20 protein-coding genes are annotated in these 21,789 nt (G+C 36.7%); 12 read left to right on the top strand and 8 right to left on the bottom strand.

The features are described from left to right. Position 1: 1 nt before the first annotated feature. The 12 genes from E4Z98_RS08585 (at position 2) to msrB (ending at position 12,592) form a co-directional block, all read left to right on the top strand. Positions 2-814: an ABC transporter permease gene (locus E4Z98_RS08585; protein ID WP_135255186.1), complete on the top strand. Its 813-nt coding sequence runs from the start codon at positions 2-4 to the stop codon at positions 812-814. Beyond that, a complete protein-coding gene (locus tag E4Z98_RS08580; protein ID WP_135255187.1) occupies positions 814-1,644 on the top strand; it encodes an ABC transporter permease in 831 nt (276 codons plus the stop codon). The genes E4Z98_RS08585 and E4Z98_RS08580 overlap by 1 nt, the downstream gene beginning before the upstream one ends. Then, positions 1,641-2,714 carry an ABC transporter substrate-binding protein gene (locus E4Z98_RS08575; protein ID WP_135255188.1) on the top strand — a complete coding sequence of 358 codons (1,074 nt, stop codon included), beginning with the start codon at positions 1,641-1,643 and terminating at the stop codon, positions 2,712-2,714. The genes E4Z98_RS08580 and E4Z98_RS08575 overlap by 4 nt, the downstream gene beginning before the upstream one ends. 457 nt (positions 2,715-3,171) lie before the next feature. Further along, on the top strand, positions 3,172-4,026 hold the full coding sequence (ispE, locus tag E4Z98_RS08570) for a 4-(cytidine 5'-diphospho)-2-C-methyl-D-erythritol kinase (RefSeq protein WP_135255189.1): 855 nt from the start codon (positions 3,172-3,174) through the stop codon (positions 4,024-4,026). Between the two features lie 152 nt (positions 4,027-4,178). Continuing rightward, entirely contained in the window at positions 4,179-5,030 is an 852-nt protein-coding gene (locus tag E4Z98_RS08565) for a PRD domain-containing protein (protein ID WP_135255190.1), read from the top strand. Positions 5,031-5,051: 21 nt separating this feature from the next. Next, positions 5,052-5,543, top strand: coding sequence for a PTS sugar transporter subunit IIA (locus E4Z98_RS08560; protein WP_135255191.1), 492 nt, complete (start codon positions 5,052-5,054; stop codon positions 5,541-5,543). Between the two features lie 141 nt (positions 5,544-5,684). Then, complete coding sequence (locus tag E4Z98_RS08555; protein ID WP_135255192.1) at positions 5,685-6,485, top strand: TIGR00282 family metallophosphoesterase; 801 nt, start codon at positions 5,685-5,687, stop codon at positions 6,483-6,485. Positions 6,486-6,501: 16 nt separating this feature from the next. Continuing rightward, a complete protein-coding gene (locus E4Z98_RS08550) occupies positions 6,502-6,912 on the top strand; it encodes a YlbF family regulator (RefSeq protein ID WP_425330222.1) in 411 nt (136 codons plus the stop codon). Positions 6,913-6,954: 42 nt separating this feature from the next. Continuing rightward, positions 6,955-9,519: a DNA mismatch repair protein MutS gene (gene mutS, locus E4Z98_RS08545; protein ID WP_425330223.1), complete on the top strand. Its 2,565-nt coding sequence runs from the start codon at positions 6,955-6,957 to the stop codon at positions 9,517-9,519. Positions 9,520-9,530: 11 nt separating this feature from the next. Continuing rightward, entirely contained in the window at positions 9,531-11,549 is a 2,019-nt protein-coding gene (gene mutL, locus E4Z98_RS08540) for a DNA mismatch repair endonuclease MutL (protein ID WP_135255194.1), read from the top strand. Positions 11,550-11,584: 35 nt separating this feature from the next. Continuing rightward, a complete protein-coding gene (locus E4Z98_RS08535) occupies positions 11,585-12,139 on the top strand; it encodes a Maf family protein (RefSeq protein WP_135255195.1) in 555 nt (184 codons plus the stop codon). 18 nt (positions 12,140-12,157) lie between these two features. Then, positions 12,158-12,592: a peptide-methionine (R)-S-oxide reductase MsrB gene (gene msrB, locus E4Z98_RS08530; RefSeq protein WP_135255196.1), complete on the top strand. Its 435-nt coding sequence runs from the start codon at positions 12,158-12,160 to the stop codon at positions 12,590-12,592. Positions 12,593-12,650: 58 nt separating this feature from the next. Here the strand turns inward: msrB and E4Z98_RS08525 are convergent, their stop codons facing one another. The 8 genes from E4Z98_RS08525 to E4Z98_RS08490 form a co-directional block, all read right to left on the bottom strand. Continuing rightward, positions 12,651-12,938 carry a hypothetical protein gene (locus E4Z98_RS08525; RefSeq protein WP_135255197.1) on the bottom strand — a complete coding sequence of 96 codons (288 nt, stop codon included), beginning with the start codon at positions 12,936-12,938 and terminating at the stop codon, positions 12,651-12,653. 91 nt (positions 12,939-13,029) lie between these two features. Next, entirely contained in the window at positions 13,030-13,362 is a 333-nt protein-coding gene (locus tag E4Z98_RS08520; protein ID WP_135255198.1) for a PqqD family protein, read from the bottom strand. A gap of 2 nt (positions 13,363-13,364) precedes the next feature. Beyond that, positions 13,365-15,290: an OPT/YSL family transporter gene (locus E4Z98_RS08515; protein ID WP_135255199.1), complete on the bottom strand. Its 1,926-nt coding sequence runs from the start codon at positions 15,288-15,290 to the stop codon at positions 13,365-13,367. Positions 15,291-15,429: 139 nt separating this feature from the next. Beyond that, entirely contained in the window at positions 15,430-16,836 is a 1,407-nt protein-coding gene (pepV, locus tag E4Z98_RS08510; RefSeq protein ID WP_135255200.1) for a dipeptidase PepV, read from the bottom strand. Between the two features lie 334 nt (positions 16,837-17,170). Then, positions 17,171-18,196, bottom strand: coding sequence for an aldose epimerase family protein (locus tag E4Z98_RS08505; protein ID WP_135255201.1), 1,026 nt, complete (start codon positions 18,194-18,196; stop codon positions 17,171-17,173). 109 nt (positions 18,197-18,305) lie between these two features. Beyond that, positions 18,306-19,139: an undecaprenyl-diphosphate phosphatase gene (locus tag E4Z98_RS08500; RefSeq protein ID WP_135255202.1), complete on the bottom strand. Its 834-nt coding sequence runs from the start codon at positions 19,137-19,139 to the stop codon at positions 18,306-18,308. A 287-nt stretch (positions 19,140-19,426) separates the two neighbouring features. Then, complete coding sequence (locus E4Z98_RS08495) at positions 19,427-20,167, bottom strand: amino acid ABC transporter ATP-binding protein (protein ID WP_135255203.1); 741 nt, start codon at positions 20,165-20,167, stop codon at positions 19,427-19,429. Positions 20,168-20,178: 11 nt separating this feature from the next. Next, positions 20,179-21,765 carry an ABC transporter permease subunit gene (locus E4Z98_RS08490; protein WP_135255204.1) on the bottom strand — a complete coding sequence of 529 codons (1,587 nt, stop codon included), beginning with the start codon at positions 21,763-21,765 and terminating at the stop codon, positions 20,179-20,181. Between the last annotated feature and the right edge of the window lie 24 nt (positions 21,766-21,789).

The raw sequence follows: 21,789 nt of genomic DNA, 5'->3' as shown, positions 1-21,789 counted from the left end.
AGTGACCAATACAAAACGTGTTTATTCTATTCCTTATGTATTATGGCTATTATTATTTGTTGTCGCACCGGTACTGTTGATTGTTTATTATTCATTTATAGATAGTAGTGGCGGTTTTACACTAGCTAACTATAAGAACTATTTCACCTCGAGTACGAGTCTTCGTATGACGTTGAATTCGTTAATCTACGCAGGTCTAATCACGCTAGTTGTACTACTTATTAGCTATCCAACGGCTTATTTATTAAGCAAGACAAAACATAAACAGCTATGGCTTATGTTAATTATTTTACCAACATGGATTAATTTATTGTTGAAAGCTTATGCGTTTATTGGGATTTTTAGTATTAATGGCAGTGTGAACAACTTTTTATCTTTTATGGGCATTGGACGTCAACAAATTTTATTTACTGATTTAAGTTTTATCATGGTAGCGGCTTATATTGAAATACCGTTTATGGTAATCCCTATTTTTAATGCCTTGGAAGAATTGAATCCATCATTAATTAGCGCAAGTCGTGACTTAGGAGCTAATAGTTGGCAAACGTTTCGTCGTGTAATTTTCCCACTATCAATGAACGGAGTCCGTAGTGGTGTTCAAGCGGTATTCATCCCATCGTTAAGTTTATTCATGTTGACGCGTTTGATTGGTGGTAATCGTGTGATTACGCTAGGGACAGCTATTGAAGAACACTTCATGGTGACACAAAACTGGGGAATGGGATCGACGATTGGCGTGGTATTAATCGTTGCGATGCTACTTATTATGACGGCAACCGGTGAGAAAAAACGTAAAGGAGTGAAAGTGAAGTAATGAAAAAATCATTCAAGTGGTCTAACTTATATTTACTTTTAGTTTTTGTGATTTTGTATTTACCTATTTTTTACTTAACGTTTTACTCGTTTAATGCCGGTGGTGATATGAACGGTTTTACAGGTTTTACGTGGGAACATTATCAAGCGTTATTCGAAGATAAACGCTTATTATTAATTGTAGCGGACACGTTCTTATTAGCGTTCCTATCTGCGTTAATTGCAACCGTAATCGGTACGTTTGGTGCGATGATGATCTACTACACTAAAAAAGTAGAGCGTCGTAACTTGTTACTAAGTTTAAACAATATTTTGATGGTGTCGCCTGACGTTATTATTGGGGCAAGTTTTTTAATCTTCTTTACTATGCTAGGCATTAGTTTGAATTTTCTTTCGGTTATGTTATCCCATGTTGCGTTTAGTATTCCTATTGTGGTGTTAATGGTTTTACCGAAATTAAAAGAAATGAATCCGTCATTAGTCGATGCCGCCAAAGACTTGGGTGCAACTAATTGGCAAATTATTCGTAAAGTGATTGTGCCATTCATCACACCGGGTATTATTGCCGGTTATTTCATGGCTTTTACGTATTCATTAGATGATTTTGCGGTAACTTTTTTCGTTACAGGTAACGGTTTTTCAACGTTAGCAGTTGAAATCTATTCACGTGCGCGTCAAGGGATTAGTTTAGAAATCAATGCGCTAAGTACGTTATTATTCTTATTCTCTATGTTGTTAGTAGCCGGCTACTATTTCATCAGCCAAGAGAATACAACGAAAAAACAACGTCTGAATGGTAAGAAACAAAAAGAGGTGGCTGACTTACTATGAAAAAATTAAAAGTTCTTTTAATCGGCATTATTGCCATTATTGCAGTACTCTTCTTTACAGGTCGTCATATGCGTACCTCACAAGGTCATACGGGTAGCAATACCTTAACGATTTATAACTGGGGAGACTACATTGACCCTGATTTAATTAAGAAATTCGAGCAAGAAACAGGTTATAAAGTAAGTTATGAAACATTTGACTCAAATGAAGCGATGTTTACCAAAATTAAACAAGGTGGAACGTCTTATGACTTAACGATTCCAAGTGAATACATGATTCAGAAAATGATGAAAGAAGAGATGTTACATCCTCTAGATTATTCTAAAATCAAAGGGATTGATGAAATCGATCCACGTTTCTTAAATTTAGATTTTGATCCAGGGAATCAATACTCGATTCCTTATTTCTGGGGTACGCTAGGAATTATTTATAATGATAAACAATTCAATGAAGAAGATATTCAGCATTGGGATGACTTGTGGAAGCCAGAAGTTCATAATAGTTTGATGTTAATTGATGGGGCTCGTGAAGTGATGGGCTTAGCCTTGAATAGTGACGGTCACTCATTGAACAGTACAGACGATAAGGAATTAAAACAAGCATCAGAAAAATTAAGTCGATTAACTGGAAGTGTCAAGGCGATTGTTGCTGATGAAATCAAAATGTATATGATTAATGAAGAAGCAACAGTTGCGGTAACATTTTCAGGAGAAGCCTCTGAAATGGTTGATAGCAATGAACATTTACACTATGTGATCCCAAATGAAGGGTCTAATCTATGGTTTGATAACATTGTAATCCCTAAAACCGCTAAAAATATTGATGGTGCGTATGACTTTATTAATTTCATGTTGGAGCCAGAAAATGCGGCACAAAATGCTGAATATATTGGTTATGCTACACCAAATAAAAAAGCTTTAGCCTTAATGCCTGAAGAAATCACTAGCGATGAACAATTTTATCCAAGTGATGAAGTCATTAATAATTTAGAAGTTTACGAAGATTTAGGCTTAGATTATCTAAGTATTTATAATGAATTATTCTTAGAATTTAAGATGCATCGGAACTAGAAAGTGCTTGAGGAGCGGTTTACTTTTGAGCAATATGCGTGGGACGACGAAAATGGTACAACAATTTTTGAGAGTCACAACATATTGTCGAAAAAAGTAGCCTCCGAAAGCCGGATTGAGAAAAGTGCTTGAGGGGGCGGTTTACTTTTGAGCAATATGCGTGGGACGACGAAAATGGTACAACAATTTTTGAGAGTCACAACATATTGTCGAAAAAAGTAGCCTCCGAAAGCCGGATTGAGAAAAGTGCTTGAGGATGCTTTTAACTTTTGTTTGAAAGCTACAGAATATCTACAAGTCTCTTCTAGCTAATACCAAATCCACAAACAAAGTGATGATTTTGTCATCACTTTGTTTATTTTTTTATAAGCGTGCTGGTTTGAAGCTCTTTTTTAGTTTCTCAACTATTAAAATATGTTATCATGAACTTAATAAAATTTAGTAAGGATTGATAGCTATGGAAATCATTGAAAAAGCGCCAGCTAAAATCAATCTAGGCTTAGATGTTCTTCGTAAGCGTGAAGATGGCTATCATGACCTAGAAATGATTATGGCAAGTGTCGATTTAGCAGATAAGTTAATAATCAATGAATTGCCAAAGGACCAGATTATCGTACGAACAAATGCGACTTTTTTACCCGTGGATGAGAAGAATAATGTGTATCAAGCAGTGTCGCTAGTAAAAGAGCAATTCGGTATTAAACAAGGTCTGTCTGTTGAAATTAAAAAGACGATTCCTGTAGCTGCTGGACTTGGCGGGGGTAGTAGTGATGCGGCTGCTGTTCTAAGAGGGGTTAACAAGTTATGGAATCTCGGTTTGACTACAGAAGAAATGAGCGCGATTGGTTTTCAGGTTGGAACGGACGTCCCGTATTGTGTTCATGGGACAACTGCCTTTGTAGCTGGTCGTGGTGAAATTGTACAGCCAATTCCAGCGATGCCACAATGTTGGGTTGTGATTGTAAAGCCCCAGTTTAGTGTCTCTACTCGCAAGATTTTTGCGGATTTTGATATGCGAGGAATTGAACATCCAGATATTCAAGGTTTAAAAGCAAGTATCATTGAACAAGATTACGATAAAATGATTAGTTTGATGGGCAATTCAATGGAACGTGCGACAATGATGCGTCGTCCAGTGGTAAGAGAAATTAAAGACAAGATGCTTAAATACGGAGCAGATGCGGCATTAATGAGTGGTAGTGGTCCCACTGTTTTTGGTTTGTGTCAAAATTATTCACGTGCTAAACGTGTGTATAATGCGTTTCGTGGTTTTTGTAAGGAAGTTCATTTAGTGAGAACGATTAATCAGTAATGAAAAATCTCTTGATTTTTGAACAGAAACCTTTATAATTTAGTTAAATACTAGACATGTGACTGGATAATACTAGGCATGGAACTAAGAACTTGAAAAGAAACACAAGCTCTTATTTCTGTGTCTATTTTTTTATAGTTAAGGAGACGTTTATGAAAGTATTAAAAGTATTCAATCAAAATGCTGTACTTGTATGTGATGAGGGACAAGATAAGATTGTGACAGGTAAAGGGATTGGGTTTTCCCGAAAGCGTCATGATGTGATTCGTCCAGAAGAAGTGGAACGTGTATATGTGACGGATGAAAGTAAAAATAAGATGATGCAACTATTAGAACATATTCATCCGGAATTTTTTATTATTTCAGAAGAAATTATCGCAGAAGCAGAAAAAGCGTTGAACCTTAACATGAACGAACATATTCACTTAGTCTTAGCCGATCATATTGCTTTTGCGGTAGAAAGAATGAAATCAGGCATCATTATGCAAAATAAATTATTGAATGAAATTCAGATCATGTATCCGGATGAATTCAGAATAGCACAGTGGGCAGTGGCTCGTTTGAAGAAACATTTTTCTTTAGATTTCCCTTTAGATGAAGCCGCGTATATTGCGATTCATTTTCATAGTGCCATTAACGGTAAAACCAATCCATCTAAAAGCTTACGGGAAGTGACCATCGTTTCCGAAATGGTGGAACTAATTGGTGAGCGTTTGGCGATTGATTTTTCAAAAATGTCTAACAGTCTAGATTATTCTCGTTTGGTCTTGCATTTACGTTACGCGATTGAACGTGTCTATCAAGGAAAGTTACATAGTATGGATCAAGATGTTCTAGATATCGTTAAAACGAAGTATGAAGCAAGTTATCAAATCGCTTTAGATGTGACATCGTCTATCAATCATTATTATCATCTCAACATTCCTAGCGAGGAAATTGGTTATCTAACGTTACATATTGAACGTTTAAAAAATCAGGTACAATCATCTGATCATAAAGAATAAAAAATATTAGGAGGCAACATCATGTTTGGATTATTCAAAAAAAATAAAAAAGAAACAACAGTATCATTTCACGCAGTCGCTAAAGGAACAGCTATTCCACTGGAAGCAGTAGGCGATGGTGTCTTTTCATCTAAAATGTTAGGTGATGGTTATGCCGTAAAACCTGAAACGGAAGAAGTATTCGCACCAGTAGTAGGGAAAGTCGTGAGTGTTTTTCCAACAAAGCATGCAATTACGATTGAAACTGAAGAAGGTTTAGAAATTTTAGTTCATATGGGAATCGACACGGTAGAATTAAAAGGCGAACCGTTTGAGGTATTTGTAACAGAAGGACAAGCCGTTACACCGGCAACTAAATTAGCTAACATGGATCTAGCTAAATTGGCCGAAACTAACACGACGTCAACGATTGTAGTAGTCGTAACTAACATGGACAAAGTAAGTGCTGTTTCAACCGTTAACGAGCATGCAGTAGCTGCTCAAGAAGAAGTAGCAACCGTAACAGTTGCCTAATAGTTAGAATTCAAACAGATTCCTTATTCAAGGAGTCTGTTTTTTTGTAAAATAAGTAGCATTAAAAAATACGTTACTTTTAATTAAGGCGATTTATTGATAAAATAAGACATGATGATAAAAAGAGAAGAGGAAGCGTAAATGCGCATATTATTTGTCGGAGATGTAGTGGGTTCTTTAGGAAGAGACTTAATTACAGAATATCTCCCAAAACTAAAACAAAAAGAAAAACCTCAGGTAACGATTGTGAACGGCGAAAATGCTGCCGGTGGTCGTGGTATTACTGAGAAAATTTATAAAAAACTGTTACAAGATGGCGCTGACGTTGTAACGTTAGGCAATCATACATGGGATAATCGAGAAATCTTTGAATTTATCGACCGTGCGCCTAAAATGGTTCGTCCAGCGAATTTTCCTGAAGCTAGTACACCAGGAACAGGGATTGTCTATGTGAAGGTTAATGCAATTGAACTAGCCGTGATTAACTTACAAGGACGTACATTCATGACACCAATTGATGACCCATTTGCAAAAATCGAAGAATTAGTAGCTGAAGCACGTAAACGTACACCGTTTATTTTTGTTGATTTTCATGCGGAAACAACAAGTGAAAAGCAAGCGATTGGTTGGTTTTTAGATGGCCAAGTATCAGCAGTTGTGGGAACTCATACGCATGTTCAGACCTCAGATGCCCGAATTTTACCACAAGGGACAGCGTATTTAACAGATGTGGGTATGACGGGACCATATGATGGAATTTTAGGGATGCAACGTGATAATGTTATTAATAAATTTATGACAGCCTTACCTCATCGTTTTGAAGTAGTTGAGCATGGTCGAGGCATTCTGTCATATTGTGTGATAGATATTAATGATAAAACAGGAAAAGCAACGAAAATTACGAATGGATTAATCAATGAAGATCATCCGTTTAGAGGATAATAATGGAGAATAAATCATGAGTGAAGCAGATAAATTTCAAATGGAACAAACGGTTGAAGCCGCGTTGCAAGATTTATTAGCAGAGCTAGCTGAGAATCCAATCATTATAGCGTATAAAGCAATTGAGGATCAGGCTAAGAATCATCCAAAGTTATTAGAGATTGCCGAAGCCATTAAACATGAACAGAAACAAGCAGTAAAGTTTGCACATTATGGCAAACCTATTGCAGAACGTGAAGCCATAAAAAAAGCGGATGTATTGATGAAAGAATTTGAAGAGCATCCGTTAGTGGTGACGTATCGTCAACGTTTGATTGAAGCCAATGATTTATTACAATATGTCACGAATTTAGTGGAAAAAGAAGTAAATATTCAATTAGCATTAAAGTTTGAAAATGCGCTAAACTTACAAGATAAAGAGAATTAGAAGGAGTGAATCCGTTTGTCCAAGCAAGCAAAGTTAACTCCAATGATGGAACAATATTTAGGTATCAAGGCACAGTATCCTGATGCCTTTCTTTTTTACCGTCTGGGAGATTTTTACGAAATGTTTTATGAGGATGCAACCAATGCCTCACAAATTTTAGAAATTACATTAACAAGCCGTAACAGAAACGCTGAAAACCCTATTCCAATGGCAGGGATTCCGTATCATTCTGCGCAAGGTTATATTGATACCTTAATAGAAAAAGGCTATAAAGTCGCTATTTGTGAGCAAGTAGAGGATCCTAAGGAAACAAAAGGAATGGTAAAGCGAGAAGTGGTTCGCTTGATTACGCCAGGCACGGTAATGGAGTCAAAAGGCTTAGATGCGAAAGTGAACAACTACTTAACGGCTCTTTATTACGATGCAAGCGTTGATCGATATGGTTTTGCATACGTCGACTTGAGCACAGGTGAGTTAAAAACTAGCACGCTTGAGAATGAAGAGAGCGTCTTAAACGAGTGCAGTAGTCTACAGACAAAAGAAGTCGTCTTGACGAGTGAGATAAGTGAGACATTAACACAACGATTAGCGCAACGATTAAACGTCTTGTTTTCTAGTCAATTAGAAAGCAGTGTAACCACAGAAGTCACTTACTTATCAGAACATATCCATGATGCTACACAACGCAAAGTGCTTGAACGATTATTGGCTTATTTAAGTAATACACAAAAACGTAGCTTAGGCCATATACAACAAGCACAAAGTTATGAACCAGCACATTTCTTGAAGTTAGATCATTATTCAAAATTTAATTTAGAATTAAGTCAGTCTATTCGATCAGGGAAAAAGCAAGGCACGTTACTGTGGTTATTAGATGAAACAAAAACAGCAATGGGTGGCCGTTTATTAAAACAATGGCTAGACCGTCCGTTAATTCAAGCAAGCCAAATTGAAGCGCGTCAAAATATGGTAGCCTCACTTTTAAATGCTTATTTTGAACGATTAGACTTACAAGAAGCTTTAAAAAACGTTTATGACTTGGAACGCTTAGCTGGGCGTGTGGCTTATGGATCAGTTAATGGTCGTGATTTGTTACAACTGAAAGTCTCATTACAACAAATACCTGCTATTAGAGAGTTATTAGAAGGAATTAACCAAGGTGAATGGGTAGAACTGTTAGATAAGTTGGATCCTGTGCAAGATGTCGTAACATTAATAGAGCAAGCAATTGATGAAGATGCGCCACTTGCCATTACAGAAGGGAATATCATCAAGCCAGGTTTTGATGAACAACTAGATGTCTACCGTGATGCGATGACCAATGGGAAGCGTTGGATTGCCGAATTAGAAGCACGTGAACGTGAAGAAACAGGCATCAAAAAATTAAAAATCGGCTTTAACCGTGTGTTTGGTTATTATATTGAAGTCACAAAGAGTCAATTAGAGTTAGTACCAGAAAATCGCTATGATCGCAAACAAACATTAGCAAATGCCGAGCGCTTTATTACGCCAGAATTAAAAGAAAAAGAACGATTGATTTTAGAAGCTGAAGAGAAATCACAGAGCCTCGAATATCAACTATTCTTGCAAGTACGTGAAGCCATCAAAGCGTCAATTGAACGACTACAAACACTCGCTAAAGCTGTGTCAGCGATTGATGTCTTACAAAGCTTTGCTAGTGTCAGTGAAAAATATCAATATGTGCGCCCAACAATGATAGAAGATGGCAAAGAACTAAGCTTAATTGAAGGCCGTCATCCGGTTGTTGAAAAAGTATTAGGTCATCAAACGTACGTGCCTAATACAGTAGAAATGTCATCAGAAACCATGATTTTATTAATTACCGGACCTAATATGTCAGGTAAAAGCACGTATATGCGTCAATTAGCTTTGACGGTGATTATGGCACAAATGGGTTGTTTTGTCCCGGCAGAATCAGCAATTATGCCAATTTTTGATCAAATTTTCACCCGAATTGGCGCCTCAGATGATTTGATTTCTGGCCAAAGTACGTTCATGGTTGAAATGATGGAAGCTAATGAAGCTCTTCGTCGTGCCACACCACAAAGTCTCATCTTATTTGATGAAATTGGTCGAGGAACGGCTACTTATGACGGGATGGCATTGGCTGAAGCCATTGTTGAATATATCCATCAAGAAGTCGGTGCGAAAACCTTGTTCTCTACACATTACCACGAATTAACAGACTTAGATCAAACGTTACCAGGTCTTGAGAATATTCACGTTGGTGCAGTGGAAAAAGATGGAGATGTCGTCTTTTTACATAAAATGATGGCAGGACCAGCCGATAAAAGCTATGGTATCCATGTGGCAAAATTAGCAGGTTTACCGGATCAATTATTAGCACGAGCTAGTGTCATTTTAGACCAGCTTGAAGGTAGTGAGACCTCAGCACCTTTTATAGCTGAAGAAGAGCCGGCTATTGCTGAATCAAGCGTAGAAGTCGGTCAATTATCGTTATTTGATGACGTAAGTTCGGAAGAAACAGCCGTTTTAGAATCCGTCAAACAGGCTAACTTATTAACGATGACACCCATTGAAGCGATGACGTTGATTAATGAATGGCAACGCCAATTAAAAGGATAGGAGGTTAAGACATGAGCAAAATTCAAGAGCTTTCAGAACAACTGGCGAATCAAATTGCTGCTGGAGAAGTCGTCGAACGTCCCGCTTCGGTGGTTAAAGAGTTAGTTGAAAATGCTATTGATGCTGGCAGCACACAGATTGATATTCATCTAGAAGAAGCCGGATTAAAAACGATCCAAGTCATTGATAATGGAGAAGGCATTGAATCAGATGATGTCTTAAATGCCTTTAAACGTCATGCAACGAGTAAAATTTTAACGCAAGATGATTTATTTCGTATTAAAACATTAGGTTTTCGTGGAGAGGCCCTGCCGAGTATTGCATCGGTTTCTCGCTTTACCCTAGAAACCTCTACAGGTGAATCAGAAGGTAGTTATGTCTATCTAGAAGGTGGAAAAGTAATCGAACATAAACCGCACTCTCTTCGTAAAGGGACAAGTATAACAGTAGCAGATTTGTTCTATAATACGCCTGCTCGTTTGAAATATGTCAAAACTTTACAGACGGAACTATCTAATATTGTAGACTTATTAAATCGTTTAGCAATGAGTCATCCTACGATTGCGTTTCGATTAGTCCATGATGGGAATCAAATGCTTCGTACAACCGGTAACGGTGACTTGAAACAAGCAATTGCAGGGATTTATGGCGTCACAACGGCTAAAAAAATGTTAGCTATCAATGGAGAAGACTTAGACTTTAAACTTTCGGGATATGTTTCATTGCCAGAACTAACAAGAGCTGGTCGTCAATATATTTCTGTTATTATTAATGGTCGCTATATTCGTAACTACTCCCTTAACAAAGCCATTATTGCTGGTTATGGTTCGAAATTGATGGTGGGTCGCTATCCAATTGCTGTTTTACAAATTGAGATGGATCCCTTATTAGTCGATGTCAATGTTCATCCAACTAAGCAAGAAGTTCGTTTGAGTAAAGAGGCGGAACTGATGCACCTAGTTGAAACAAGTATTAAAGCCGTTTTTGAAGCGCAACGTCTAGTTCCTCAAGTAGATACCAAAGATATTTTCAAAAAGAAAGTACCTAAAGAACAAGCAGTTGAGCAATTACGTTTAACTAATGACGAGGTACAATCAAAATTAAAAGAATTAAATACCACATCTTCCGAAGAAACAACACCAAAAACAGTAGGCAAAACAGGTCTAGCTTATGATGCGACAAGTGGTCGTTTTTATGTAGATAAATCAAAAGCTCCTCAACCACTAGAGCCGTTTATCGAATCTAAAGTAGCCCCTGAAAATAGCTCAATTAGTGATCAGCTGTCGATTGATCCAAGTCATGAAGGGCGTCTCATTGATATCACTAATATTTCATTAGAGAAGTTAGCTAATCCATTTAATGAGTCCTCACCTGTAGTGATAGAAGAGTCGTTAGTCGTCGCTGAAGAAGCGGCTACTTTAGAAGAACCTGTACAACAAGCATTCCCTCAATTAGAATATTTTGGCCAAATGCATGGGACGTATTTATTTGCACAAAGTGAAGAAGGTCTATTCATTGTAGATCAACATGCAGCGCAAGAACGAATTAAATATGAATATTACCGTAAAAAAATCGGTGACGTGGGGTCAGATTTACAAGAGTTATTAATTCCTATCGTATTAGAATATCCTCGTTCGGATTTGTTAAAAATACAGGAAAAAGAATCTCTTCTACAAGAGGTCGGGATTCACTTAGAACCGTTTGGCAGTAACAGTTTCATCGTGCGTTCTCATCCAACTTGGTATCCAAAAGGGGAAGAGGAAGCAATTATTCGTGAAATGATTGATACGTTACTTCATACGGGCAAAGTCAGTGTCGCAAAGTTCCGTGAAGATACTGCTATTATGATGAGTTGTAAAAAATCAATTAAAGCTAACCATCATCTAGAAGCCAATCAAGCCCGTCAATTATTAGAAGATTTAGCCAAATGTGAAAATCCTTATAATTGTCCACACGGTCGTCCTGTTTTAGTCCATTTTACTAATCAAGAAATGGAAAAAATGTTTAAACGTATTCAAGACCCACACTAGCTTTTAGCTAATCATTCAAGAGAAAGAAGAAGCGTATGAAAAAAATTATTTTAGCCTCACAATCACCAAGAAGAAAAGAATTATTAGCGTTGATTACCGAAGCATTTGACGTAATGCCTGCGGATATAGATGAAACAGTGACGCCTGGCATTAGCCCAGAAGACTATGTTTTACGCATGTCCCAACAAAAAGCAGCCCATATTTTTAAGGAATATCCTGAGAGTCTAGTCATAGGCTGTGATACGGTTGTGGTATTAGATGGTGAAATATTAGGTAAGCCTGTCGATCATCAAGAGGCTAAAGAGATGTTACAGCGTTATTCTGATCGTACACACGAAGTCTTAACAGGTTTAACGTTATTATCAAAAGACAAGCAAATCACCAAACTTGCACAAGCGCGTGTGACGTTTTATCCTTTAGATGAGGCACAAATAGATGCCTATGTTGCAACGAACGAACCGATGGATAAAGCTGGGGCTTATGGTATCCAAGGTGGGGCAGCTGTTTTTGTTAAAGAGATTATTGGAGATTATTATGCAATTGTTGGTTTCCCAGTAGGGTTGGTCAATGAATGTTTGAAAAGTTTCTAAAGAAATGAGGTTGGTATAATGAAGCCATCTAAAGAAGAACTAAAGTCGAAATTAACACCGTTACAATATGAAGTAACACAAGAAAGTGGAACGGAGATGCCCTTTTCAAGTGAGTACGATACTCTTGAAGAAGATGGGATTTACGTCGATATTGTTGGGGGCGAGCCACTATTTTGTTCCTTGGATAAATATGATGCGGGGTGCGGTTGGCCATCGTTTACTAAACCGATTGCGACATTACAGGAATTAGATGACTTTAAATTAAGTCGTGCACGAGTGGAAGTGCGTAGTAGTCAATCGGATTCACATTTAGGACATGTATTTACAGACGGTCCAGCTGAAGCAGGTGGTTTACGTTATTGTATCAATGGTGCGGCGTTACGCTTTGTACCAGTTAGTGAAATGGCTAAACAAGGATATGGTGAATATTTGGTCTTGTTTGAGCAAAAATAAGCAAAAAAGAAACGTCAAGAACGGGTATTAGCCCTTCTTGACGTTTCTTTTTTATCTGTTATAAAGGATATAAATCACTTAGACCTATATTGAGAGATAGATGGATGTCCTCTTCATGAATTAATGATGATTCTTGAATAAATAATTTTAGAGCATCAAGAGACTTATAAGATAAATAGCCATCCAGATAAGCAGGTGAAGCTCCTCGATTAATGATAATAAGATCCTCTTTCATAAACGGTTGTTCTAATAATTGTTCCATCAATACTTCAGTACGGGTTCTAAGGATAATCCGTTTTTTACCAATACGATCTGTAACGAAATCTAAGCGTTCTTTTTTAGTCATAATAGATCACCCCGTATTACTAGTCTAGAGACTATAAAATAGGACCTTTCAACGTTAGAATGAACATCTTACCTTGAAAGGTCAATAAAAATTATTTTACTAGATAGACATATTTTTTTTCAAAAGATAAATAGTTGAGATAGGTGATTAGACGTTCATAGAGCTGATTATTGGCTTCTTCAAATTGTTCACCTAATAGTTCTCCAATTTCTTCTACGCTAAGTTTTCCATTAATTTGTTGAAATATAAAACTTCCGTAGGGATCTAATGTCAGAGAAGAGGTTTCTGGTAATTTGAATTTTAATTTTCGTACTAGACGTTGAATCCAATGATTTTGCTCTTGAACAATCGTAACAAGCCCATCCTCGACAGTATAATTTAAATCAGGTGCAATTTGATAGACTTGTGCTAAATCAGTTAACATCGTTATTCAATTCCTTGTTTAGACGCTTTAGTACGTAAGATAGGAATTAATGAAGTAACGAGTAAAACAACAAGTAATAGATATGCACCAGAGTTACCGCTAAAGAAGCCAGAAGGTGTGGCAACATCTACGATACCAGTGATTTGTAAGATAATACCTAACAAGCCGATAATTGAACCACCAGCAATTAAACCAGAAGATAAACTAATCCCGCTTGAGATACGGCTTTCACGAGTAAGTTCATCTTTTGTTGTTTTTTCAACAAATACTTTAAGTAAGGCACCAACTAAGATGATAGAAGTTGTTGAAATAGGTAAGTAAAGACCTACAGCTAAACTCATAACAGATAAATCTAATAGGAAGAAGATAATTCCTAATACTATTCCGGAAATGATCATTAACCAAGGTAATTCACCTTGCATGATCCCTTGAGTTAATGTAGCCATTAAGTTTGCTTGAGGAACAGCAAATTGTATTTCATCACCTGTTAATTGTAATTGAGGTGCTAAGATATCAATAACACCAACTACTACGACAACACCAACTAAAGCAGCAATCATATAGTATTTTCTCATTTCATTATTGCTTCCGCCCATAATGAATGTTGCTTTTTGAGACTGAGTATAGCCACCAGCTGTAGAAATAACTACTACAACGAAAGTAGCGAATAATAATAACATAATGTTATCAGCTTGAGATGTCCATCCCATAATAACAAAGATTAAGGTCATAATAACTAAAGAAGCAATTGTCATACCTGATACAGGTAAGTTTGATGTTCCAATTGTCCCAGTTAAACGTCCTGCAACGATTGCAAATAATGCACTTAAAATTAATGAAACTAGACCAATAAATAAAGCGATAAAGATATTTTTAGAAATAACAAATCCCATTACAAAGGTTAAAATAACTCCTGCTAATAGGATACCAACACCAGCAGCTTCGTTGTTGCCGTTTGTTGTATCTTTTTTAGCAGCTAAAGTTGCTTTGATTGAACTTACGATAGTTGGGATTAATTTGATAGCACCGATTAACCCACCACTGATCATCATACCAGCACCAATATATTTTGTATAAGAACCTGCAATATCTGTAACTGTTGCATCTTTAACTAATATAGAGCTAGCGTTCCAAACAGTTTCACTGCTTGCAGCCATTTCAGTGAAGTAAGCAATTAATGGGATTAACATGAAGTTTGTTAGAAGTGCCCCAGCAAACATCGTTAATGCCACGTCTAATCCGACAATAAATCCAATACCGACTAACATAGGATTGGCTTCTAGGTCGAATTTAGTTTTATAAAGTCCATTAGTTGAATATGTCACAATATTGTTAATCCAACCAAAAACAGAAGAGGTCGCAGCAGTAATGACACCACTAATACCAAATCCAATTCCCATATTTTTAAGTGAATCACCACCGGAATTAGAAGCTACTAGGGACTCTGAAATCGCCATGGCTTCAGGGTAAACTAAGTTACCGTGTTCTTCAACTAATAAGTAATCTTGAACTAATCCAATTACCCCGATACTTACTAAGACAGCAGTACCACCAATTAATACACCTTCGAAGAAATTAACTTTTCCTCCAATTAAAATAATAGCCGGTAATACGAAAATTAAACCACTCGCAATACCTTCTCCGGCAGTAGACATCCCAGACAAAATATTTTTTGATAGAATATTTTTTTCTTTAGAAAATAATGCGACAATCCCTGAACCAATAATTGATCCTGGAATACCAGCAGCAACTGTTAACCCAACTTTCATTCCTGAATAGGTAGTTGAAGCAGCAAAGATAGCCGATAAAATAATACCTGCAATAATAATTAAATTGCCCCCATTTTTCCTGTTCTTACCATCAGGAACATAGGGTTTGTAATCTTTTCCTTTGACGCCCGAGTAGGCACCTTTGGACAACTTATTCATGTACAAATTCCTCCATTAATTTATTTTTTAAGATAAATAGTGTTGGACAATAAGAGAACTCGTTCAAAAATTACGAGTGATTTTTGTCGAGTTCTGCTTATTGTCACACCATTTACTTTAATGAGTAGGTATACAGTGTCTATTTGATTAAACGATAAATGGCATCTGCATAAATAATAGCAGATTTGTAAATATCTTCGACATGCATGTATTCATTTGCTTGGTGCATAACATCTTCGCGTCCTGGGAATAATGCGCCATAAGCAACACCGCGTTCGAATAGACGTCCGTATGTTCCGCCACCAATTGTTTTTTCTGCACCTTTTTGGCCAGTATGTTCTTCGTATACTTCTAATAATGTTTTAACTAATTCATCATCAGCTGATACATAGTGAGGTCCTTGTAAACCAGCTTGAGGAGCAACTGTTGCGTTAGGGAATGTTGCTGATAAGTTTTTAATGATTGTTTCAGCATCAATACCTTGAGGGAAACGAATATTAATCGAAATTAATTGTTCTTCTCCAGGTGTGTAAGCAAAAATATTAGGGCTTGATGTTAATTCACCCATCACGCTATCAGTATGGTTAATACCTGTTAATTCACCAGAAGGGTCATTGTGTAAGAATTTAGCTGTCGTAGAGACATATTCTTTACCAGATGCATCTAATGCTTCGTTAGCTAAGAAAGTAGCTAAGAAAGTCGCAGCATTTACACCTGCTTTTGGATTTTGAGCATGAGCCGCTTTACCAATAACTTCTAATGTTACGTTGTTGTCATTAGAAGTAAGGCTACCTTGTAAATTATTGTCAGCTAAGAAAGCGTTAAAGCGTTCTTCTAATGTATCATCTTTTTGATTTACTAATAACGTTGCGTGTGCATCACCAGGTACCATATTAGTACGTAAACCTGCTGTGAAAGAGGTTAATTGGTAATTACCATCAGTTGTAACAGGTAAATTAAAGTTCACATCAAAAGTAGATAACCCTTTTTCGCCATTGATAATTGGGAATTGAGCATCTGGAGAGAAACCAAAGTCTGGCATTTTTTCGTTCGCTTGATAGCGATCCATACAATACCAACCACTTTCTTCATCTGTTCCGATAATAAATCTTACTTTTTTAGAAGTAGGTAATCCTAAATCTTTAATAATTTTAAGTGCGTAATATGCTGCCATTGAAGGTCCTTTATCATCGCTAGAACCACGAGCATATAGTTTGCCGTCACGAATTTCAGGTTTGAAAGGATCGCTATCCCAATTATCATCAACAGGAACCACGTCAACGTGACCTAAAATTCCTAATGTTTCATCACCTTCACCAAATTCAATATGTCCTGCAACATTTTCAATGTTTTTTGTTACAAATCCATCACGTTCAGCAATTTCTAAAAATTTAAATAATGCTTTTGCTGGTCCTGGTCCTAAAGGCATATCATCTGTTTTGTGTTCAACGTCTTTAATACTATTAATGCTTAATAAATCAAATAGGTCAGACATTAACTGTTCTTGACGATTCTCAACTTCCTTTGTCCAATTGATTGTTTCCATAATATAACTTCCTTTCGTTAATTAAGTTTATGAGGTGATTTGAACAAGCTTGACAATCATACAAACGTAATAAATACAATCTGCAAGGGTAAGCGTTTGCAAATCGTTCTCTTTATTATTCTCTCATAATTCCCCCGTTTGTGAAAGTTTTATTTTGTTTTTTAACCAGATATTTTTAAGGTGGAGAATTTGAAAAAAGATAATAGATAAAAACCCTTATAATAGTTGGTTTACAAGGGTTTTTTATAATTAAAAATAAATGATAAAAAAAACAATTATTCATTTATTTTTAATTTTATAAGTTTTAAGATGGGGTATTAGGTTAGATGAATACTTACGTGTATTGCACTTTAAAACATGTTTTTGAATGAAATGCTTTATTGGGACGTAATATGATATCACCAAAATCATCGAATTCTATTGCACCAGGTGCTGCTTGTGTTTCTAATGTAATACCAGTAAAGTTCGTCAGTTTTTTGCTCTCATCTGTTTTATCTGGACCAAAGTTGGCTGAAAAAATGACAACGGCCTCTTCATCAGTCGTCATTTCAACCTTTATATCGCCAGTTGGACTAGTTAACGTTGCTTGTGGTCCATCTGTTTTTTCTAGGAAGAAAGGATGATCTAATCCACCAACTAATACATTTTGTTCATAATCCGTGTCATAGATTTGTGCGATTTTTCTAGGTTGACGGAAGTCAAAAGGTGTTCCACCCACGTTACGTTTTTCACCGGTCACTGTTACATCTTTATTAATCACCGCAAATGTCTCACTGGCTAATTGCAGGGTATGCTCGTGAATTGTTTCTTCAGGATTGCCTGTTAAATTGAAGTAGACATGATTGGTTGGATTAAACAAAGTTGCTTGATCGGTTGTCGCATGATAGTCAATTAACCATTCGTTATCATCTGTTAACGTGTAGCTCACCTGAACCTCTAAATTACCCGGAAAGCCATTTTCACTGTCCGAGCTATTATAGGTGAAAATTAATTGGTTGTGTTCGTCGTTAATAGTTGTATGCCAAATTTTTGTTTCAAAACTATCGGGTCCACCATGCAGCGTATTGTTATTTTGATCTGATTGAGTTGTTACGTGATACTCCGTGTCATCGATAGTGAAGGTGCCATTTGTAATGCGACCCGCAACGCGTCCAATAGTTGCTCCTAGATAGCTATCAATTGTTTGGTAGTCATCTGAAGAATCAAAGCCTAAGACGATATTTTTTGTTCCTTGAGTCGTTGGAATGTACCAATTTACAATACGGGCGCCAAGGTCTGTTGCGCTTAGTGAAACGTTATGTTTGTTAGTTAAGGTGTAAAGTGTCGCACCGTTACCAAAAGTTTGTGTTGTGATAGTCATAAGTCACCTCTTAAAATTTTATATATCATAGTATAACACAATAATGTAAACGTTTGCTTTTTATTTATAAGAAAGACCACTAGAAAATAATCTAGTGGCCGTAGTTATTTTATAAGAAGATAATCCAGTAACCGATTAAGATAATACCCAAGATAATACGATACCATCCGAATGGTTTGAAGTCATTTGTTTTGATAAAGCTTAATAAGAACTTGATCGCGACAATTGATACTAAGAATGAAACAAGTGAGCCGATTAATAAAACAGTTAGCTCATCGCCTTGGAAACCTGTTCCTTCGCTAAAGAATTTTAATAACTTCACTAAGCTACCACCGAACATGACGGGAATACTTAGGAAGAATGAAAATTCCGTTGCAACAAAGCGTGATGTTCCGATTAATAAAGCGCCTAAAATAGTTGCACCAGAACGTGATGTTCCTGGCATTAAGGCTAATACTTGGAACAAGCCAATTAAGAAAGCAGTTTGATAAGTGAACTCTTTAAAATTGTTGATTTTTGGAGAGCGACCTTTATTATAGTTTTCAATAATAATAAAGAGAACCCCGTATAAGATTAACATAATCGCAATTGGTAAAAACTTGTGGAAATTCGATTCAAACCAATCGTCTAATAAAATCCCCAATATACCTGCAGGGATACATCCAACTACCACTTTGAACCAAAGAGACCAAGTATCTTTTTGTTCCTCTTTACTCTTTGAAGGAGCAAAAGGATTTAATTTGTTGAAGAAAATAATGACAACCGCTAAGATAGCGCCTAATTGAATGACAACGTTAAACATCTCTATAAATTCAGGACGAGCATCGAAATTAATAAACTCTTGAACTAAGATAAGATGTCCAGTACTACTAACTGGCAACCATTCTGTAATCCCTTCAACGATTCCTAGAATAATTGCTTTTAAAATATTAAACCAATCCATAAAAAATTCCTTTCCTATCTAATATTTATTAAGTATAACGTGTTTAAAAGAGAAAACCAATGACTAGGTAGTTAAAAAAATGTTAAATTTGTTATTCGGATAGAAGTGTAAACAAAGTTTGGGGATAAAGAAACCTCTTACATAGTTATCCACTATTCACAGAAAGTTTTACACAGTTTTTGTGGATAAGTTGTTAAAAATGTGTAAAAGTGCTAGAAAAAGGGTGGAATAAGCAAAAAAAATGTGAGTAACTTAAGTGTAAGTTATCCACATTTTTTGATTAGCTGTTAATTGTTGTCTAAAACACGTTTTAAGAATTCTTTCGTTCGTTCCTCTTTAGGATGGTTAAATATTTCTTCAGGTGTACCTTCTTCAGCGACAACGCCTTGGTTCATAAAGATGACACGATCGGATACATCACGAGCGAAAATCATTTCGTGTGTCACAATCACCATTGTTAAGCCTTCATCGGCTAACTCACGCATGATTTTTAATACTTCTCCCACCATTTCAGGATCAAGAGCCGAGGTTGGTTCATCAAATAGTAAACAATCAGGATTCATAGATAGAGCACGAGCAATCGCGACACGTTGTTTTTGCCCACCTGAGAGCTGTTTTGGTTGGGCATGAGCAAAGTCTGCAAGGCCAACTTTTTCTAGATTAGCTAAGGCGATTTGATGCGCCTCTTTAGGATTTCTTTTTAAGACTTGCACTTGTCCAACGACACAGTTTTGTAAAACATCCAAGTTTTCAAACAGATTGAAATGCTGGAATACCATACCTAAGTGTGTACGTAATGTAGAAAGTGAATAATTTTCAGCTAAAATACTGTCACCTTTGAATTTGATATCACCACTTGTTGGTTCTTCTAAAAGGTTAATACAGCGTAGTAGGGTTGATTTACCTGAACCAGATGAGCCAATAATCGTTACGACTTCACCAGGTTTAATACTTAAATCAACACCTTTAAGGACTAAATTATCACCATATTGTTTGTGTAAATCGATAATTTCAATCATATTTTCCATCGTTTTTCCCTCTATTCTTGTTCGATTTTTTGCACTTGCATTTGATTAGCATATGGTGCGTAGTATTTCTTCGGTTGATCCATACGGCGCTCTATGTAGCGTAAAATTTGTGTGACTAAGAATGTCATCACGAAATAAATCACACAGATGATGAAGAATGTTTCAAAGAATCGGAAATTCGCACCGGCTACTGTTTTGGCAGAGAAGAATAATTCAGATACGGCGATAACGTTTAATACAGAAGTATCTTTAATGTTAATAACAAATTCATTACCTGTAGCTGGTAAAATATTTCGGATTACTTGCGGTATGACAACGTGTCTCATTGTTTGGAAATGAGTCATTCCGATAGCTTGAGCGGCTTCGAATTGTCCTTTATCCACAGAGAAAATACCACCACGCACGATTTCGGTCATATAAGCTCCCGTGTTGATTGAAACGATTAAAACCGCTGCTAACGTACGGTTCATGTTGATGCCAAACGCTTGAGCTAAACCGTAGTAGATAACCATTGATTGTACAATCATCGGTGTGCCACGGAAAATTTCAATATAAATAGAGAACAAACCATTCAATAACTTGTAGAAGAAGTTTTTACCCGCTTTTTTTGGTGTAGGAATGGCACGGAAAATACCAATTCCCATTCCGATAGCTGTTCCGATAATCGTTCCTAGAATTGAAATGAACAATGTCATAGCGGCCCCACGTAAGAACATCGGCCAGTTTTCTTTCGCAATTTTCATGACCCAGCCAAACCAACTTAAATCGTTAGCTGTATCAGGTTGTTGTTCGATTGCAGTGTTCATGATTGATTCACGCTCAGTAACAGGAATACTTGCTAAAATGGCATTAATATCCTCGCGTAAGTCGCTTCCTTTTTTCAATCCAATGGCAGCTGTTGAATCTGAGTCTGATTGTTGGAAGCCGTTTTCTTTGCTGAATTCCACTGCGATGAAGTTTGGATTGACTTTTTTGGCTGTTTTTCCTTCTACGCTTTCTGATACATAGCCATCAATAATTCCCGAATCTAATGCTACACGCATCTCTGGAAAATCACCCATCGCTAATTCTTTTTGGACACCGTCTATTTGATCAATGGCATCATAGTGTAGTGTCCCCATTTGTGCAGTTAGTTTAGCACCAGCAAAATCTTTTAATGACGTTGCGTTTTCAAAGGGTGAGCCTTTTTTTACCATGATAACTAAAGAGGCATCGTGATAAGCCTCAGTAAAATCAATCGCTTTTCTTCGTTCTTCAGTAGGTGACATACCAGCGATAATGGCATCGATCTTACCTGATGTTAGGGCAGGTGGGAGACCATCCCAAGAAGTTTTGACGATTACAAGTTCTTTTCCTAGCCCTTCGGCGATTTTTTTGGCCATTTCGACATCGTAACCGCCAGCATATTCTTTAGAGCCTTCAATCGGCACAGCACCGTTAGCATCATCTTGTTGTGTCCAGTTGAATGGGGGATAACCTGCTTCCATTCCTACACGAAAGACGTTGTCATCATCAGTGGCTAAGGTTGTACCACCAAATAAGGTGATTGTTGTGATCAATAAAATAAGTGCAGTGAACCATCGATAAAAGTGTTTCATTTATATTTCCTCCTAATTTTTAAT

The sequence above is a fragment of the Vagococcus xieshaowenii genome, assembly GCF_004792515.1.
GTDB lineage: Bacteria > Bacillota > Bacilli > Lactobacillales > Vagococcaceae > Vagococcus_A > Vagococcus_A xieshaowenii.
This window is presented reverse-complemented; position numbering and strand designations above follow the sequence as displayed.

Bases quoted from the DNA above. Each gene is read 5' to 3' on its own strand.
- E4Z98_RS08580 (WP_135255187.1), top strand. From the start codon at position 814: ATGAAAAAATCATTCAAGTGGTCTAACTTATATTTACTTTTAGTTTTT.
- E4Z98_RS08575 (WP_135255188.1), top strand. From the start codon at position 1,641: ATGAAAAAATTAAAAGTTCTTTTAATCGGCATTATTGCCATTATTGCA.
- ispE (WP_135255189.1), top strand. From the start codon at position 3,172: ATGGAAATCATTGAAAAAGCGCCAGCTAAAATCAATCTAGGCTTAGAT.
- E4Z98_RS08565 (WP_135255190.1), top strand. From the start codon at position 4,179: ATGAAAGTATTAAAAGTATTCAATCAAAATGCTGTACTTGTATGTGAT.
- E4Z98_RS08560 (WP_135255191.1), top strand. From the start codon at position 5,052: ATGTTTGGATTATTCAAAAAAAATAAAAAAGAAACAACAGTATCATTT.
- E4Z98_RS08555 (WP_135255192.1), top strand. From the start codon at position 5,685: ATGCGCATATTATTTGTCGGAGATGTAGTGGGTTCTTTAGGAAGAGAC.
- E4Z98_RS08550 (WP_425330222.1), top strand. From the start codon at position 6,502: ATGAGTGAAGCAGATAAATTTCAAATGGAACAAACGGTTGAAGCCGCG.
- mutS (WP_425330223.1), top strand. From the start codon at position 6,955: ATGATGGAACAATATTTAGGTATCAAGGCACAGTATCCTGATGCCTTT.
- mutL (WP_135255194.1), top strand. From the start codon at position 9,531: ATGAGCAAAATTCAAGAGCTTTCAGAACAACTGGCGAATCAAATTGCT.
- E4Z98_RS08535 (WP_135255195.1), top strand. From the start codon at position 11,585: ATGAAAAAAATTATTTTAGCCTCACAATCACCAAGAAGAAAAGAATTA.
- msrB (WP_135255196.1), top strand. From the start codon at position 12,158: ATGAAGCCATCTAAAGAAGAACTAAAGTCGAAATTAACACCGTTACAA.
- E4Z98_RS08525 (WP_135255197.1), bottom strand. From the start codon at position 12,938: ATGACTAAAAAAGAACGCTTAGATTTCGTTACAGATCGTATTGGTAAA.
- E4Z98_RS08520 (WP_135255198.1), bottom strand. From the start codon at position 13,362: ATGTTAACTGATTTAGCACAAGTCTATCAAATTGCACCTGATTTAAAT.
- E4Z98_RS08515 (WP_135255199.1), bottom strand. From the start codon at position 15,290: ATGAATAAGTTGTCCAAAGGTGCCTACTCGGGCGTCAAAGGAAAAGAT.
- pepV (WP_135255200.1), bottom strand. From the start codon at position 16,836: ATGGAAACAATCAATTGGACAAAGGAAGTTGAGAATCGTCAAGAACAG.
- E4Z98_RS08505 (WP_135255201.1), bottom strand. From the start codon at position 18,196: ATGACTATCACAACACAAACTTTTGGTAACGGTGCGACACTTTACACC.
- E4Z98_RS08500 (WP_135255202.1), bottom strand. From the start codon at position 19,139: ATGGATTGGTTTAATATTTTAAAAGCAATTATTCTAGGAATCGTTGAA.
- E4Z98_RS08495 (WP_135255203.1), bottom strand. From the start codon at position 20,167: ATGGAAAATATGATTGAAATTATCGATTTACACAAACAATATGGTGAT.
- E4Z98_RS08490 (WP_135255204.1), bottom strand. From the start codon at position 21,765: ATGAAACACTTTTATCGATGGTTCACTGCACTTATTTTATTGATCACA.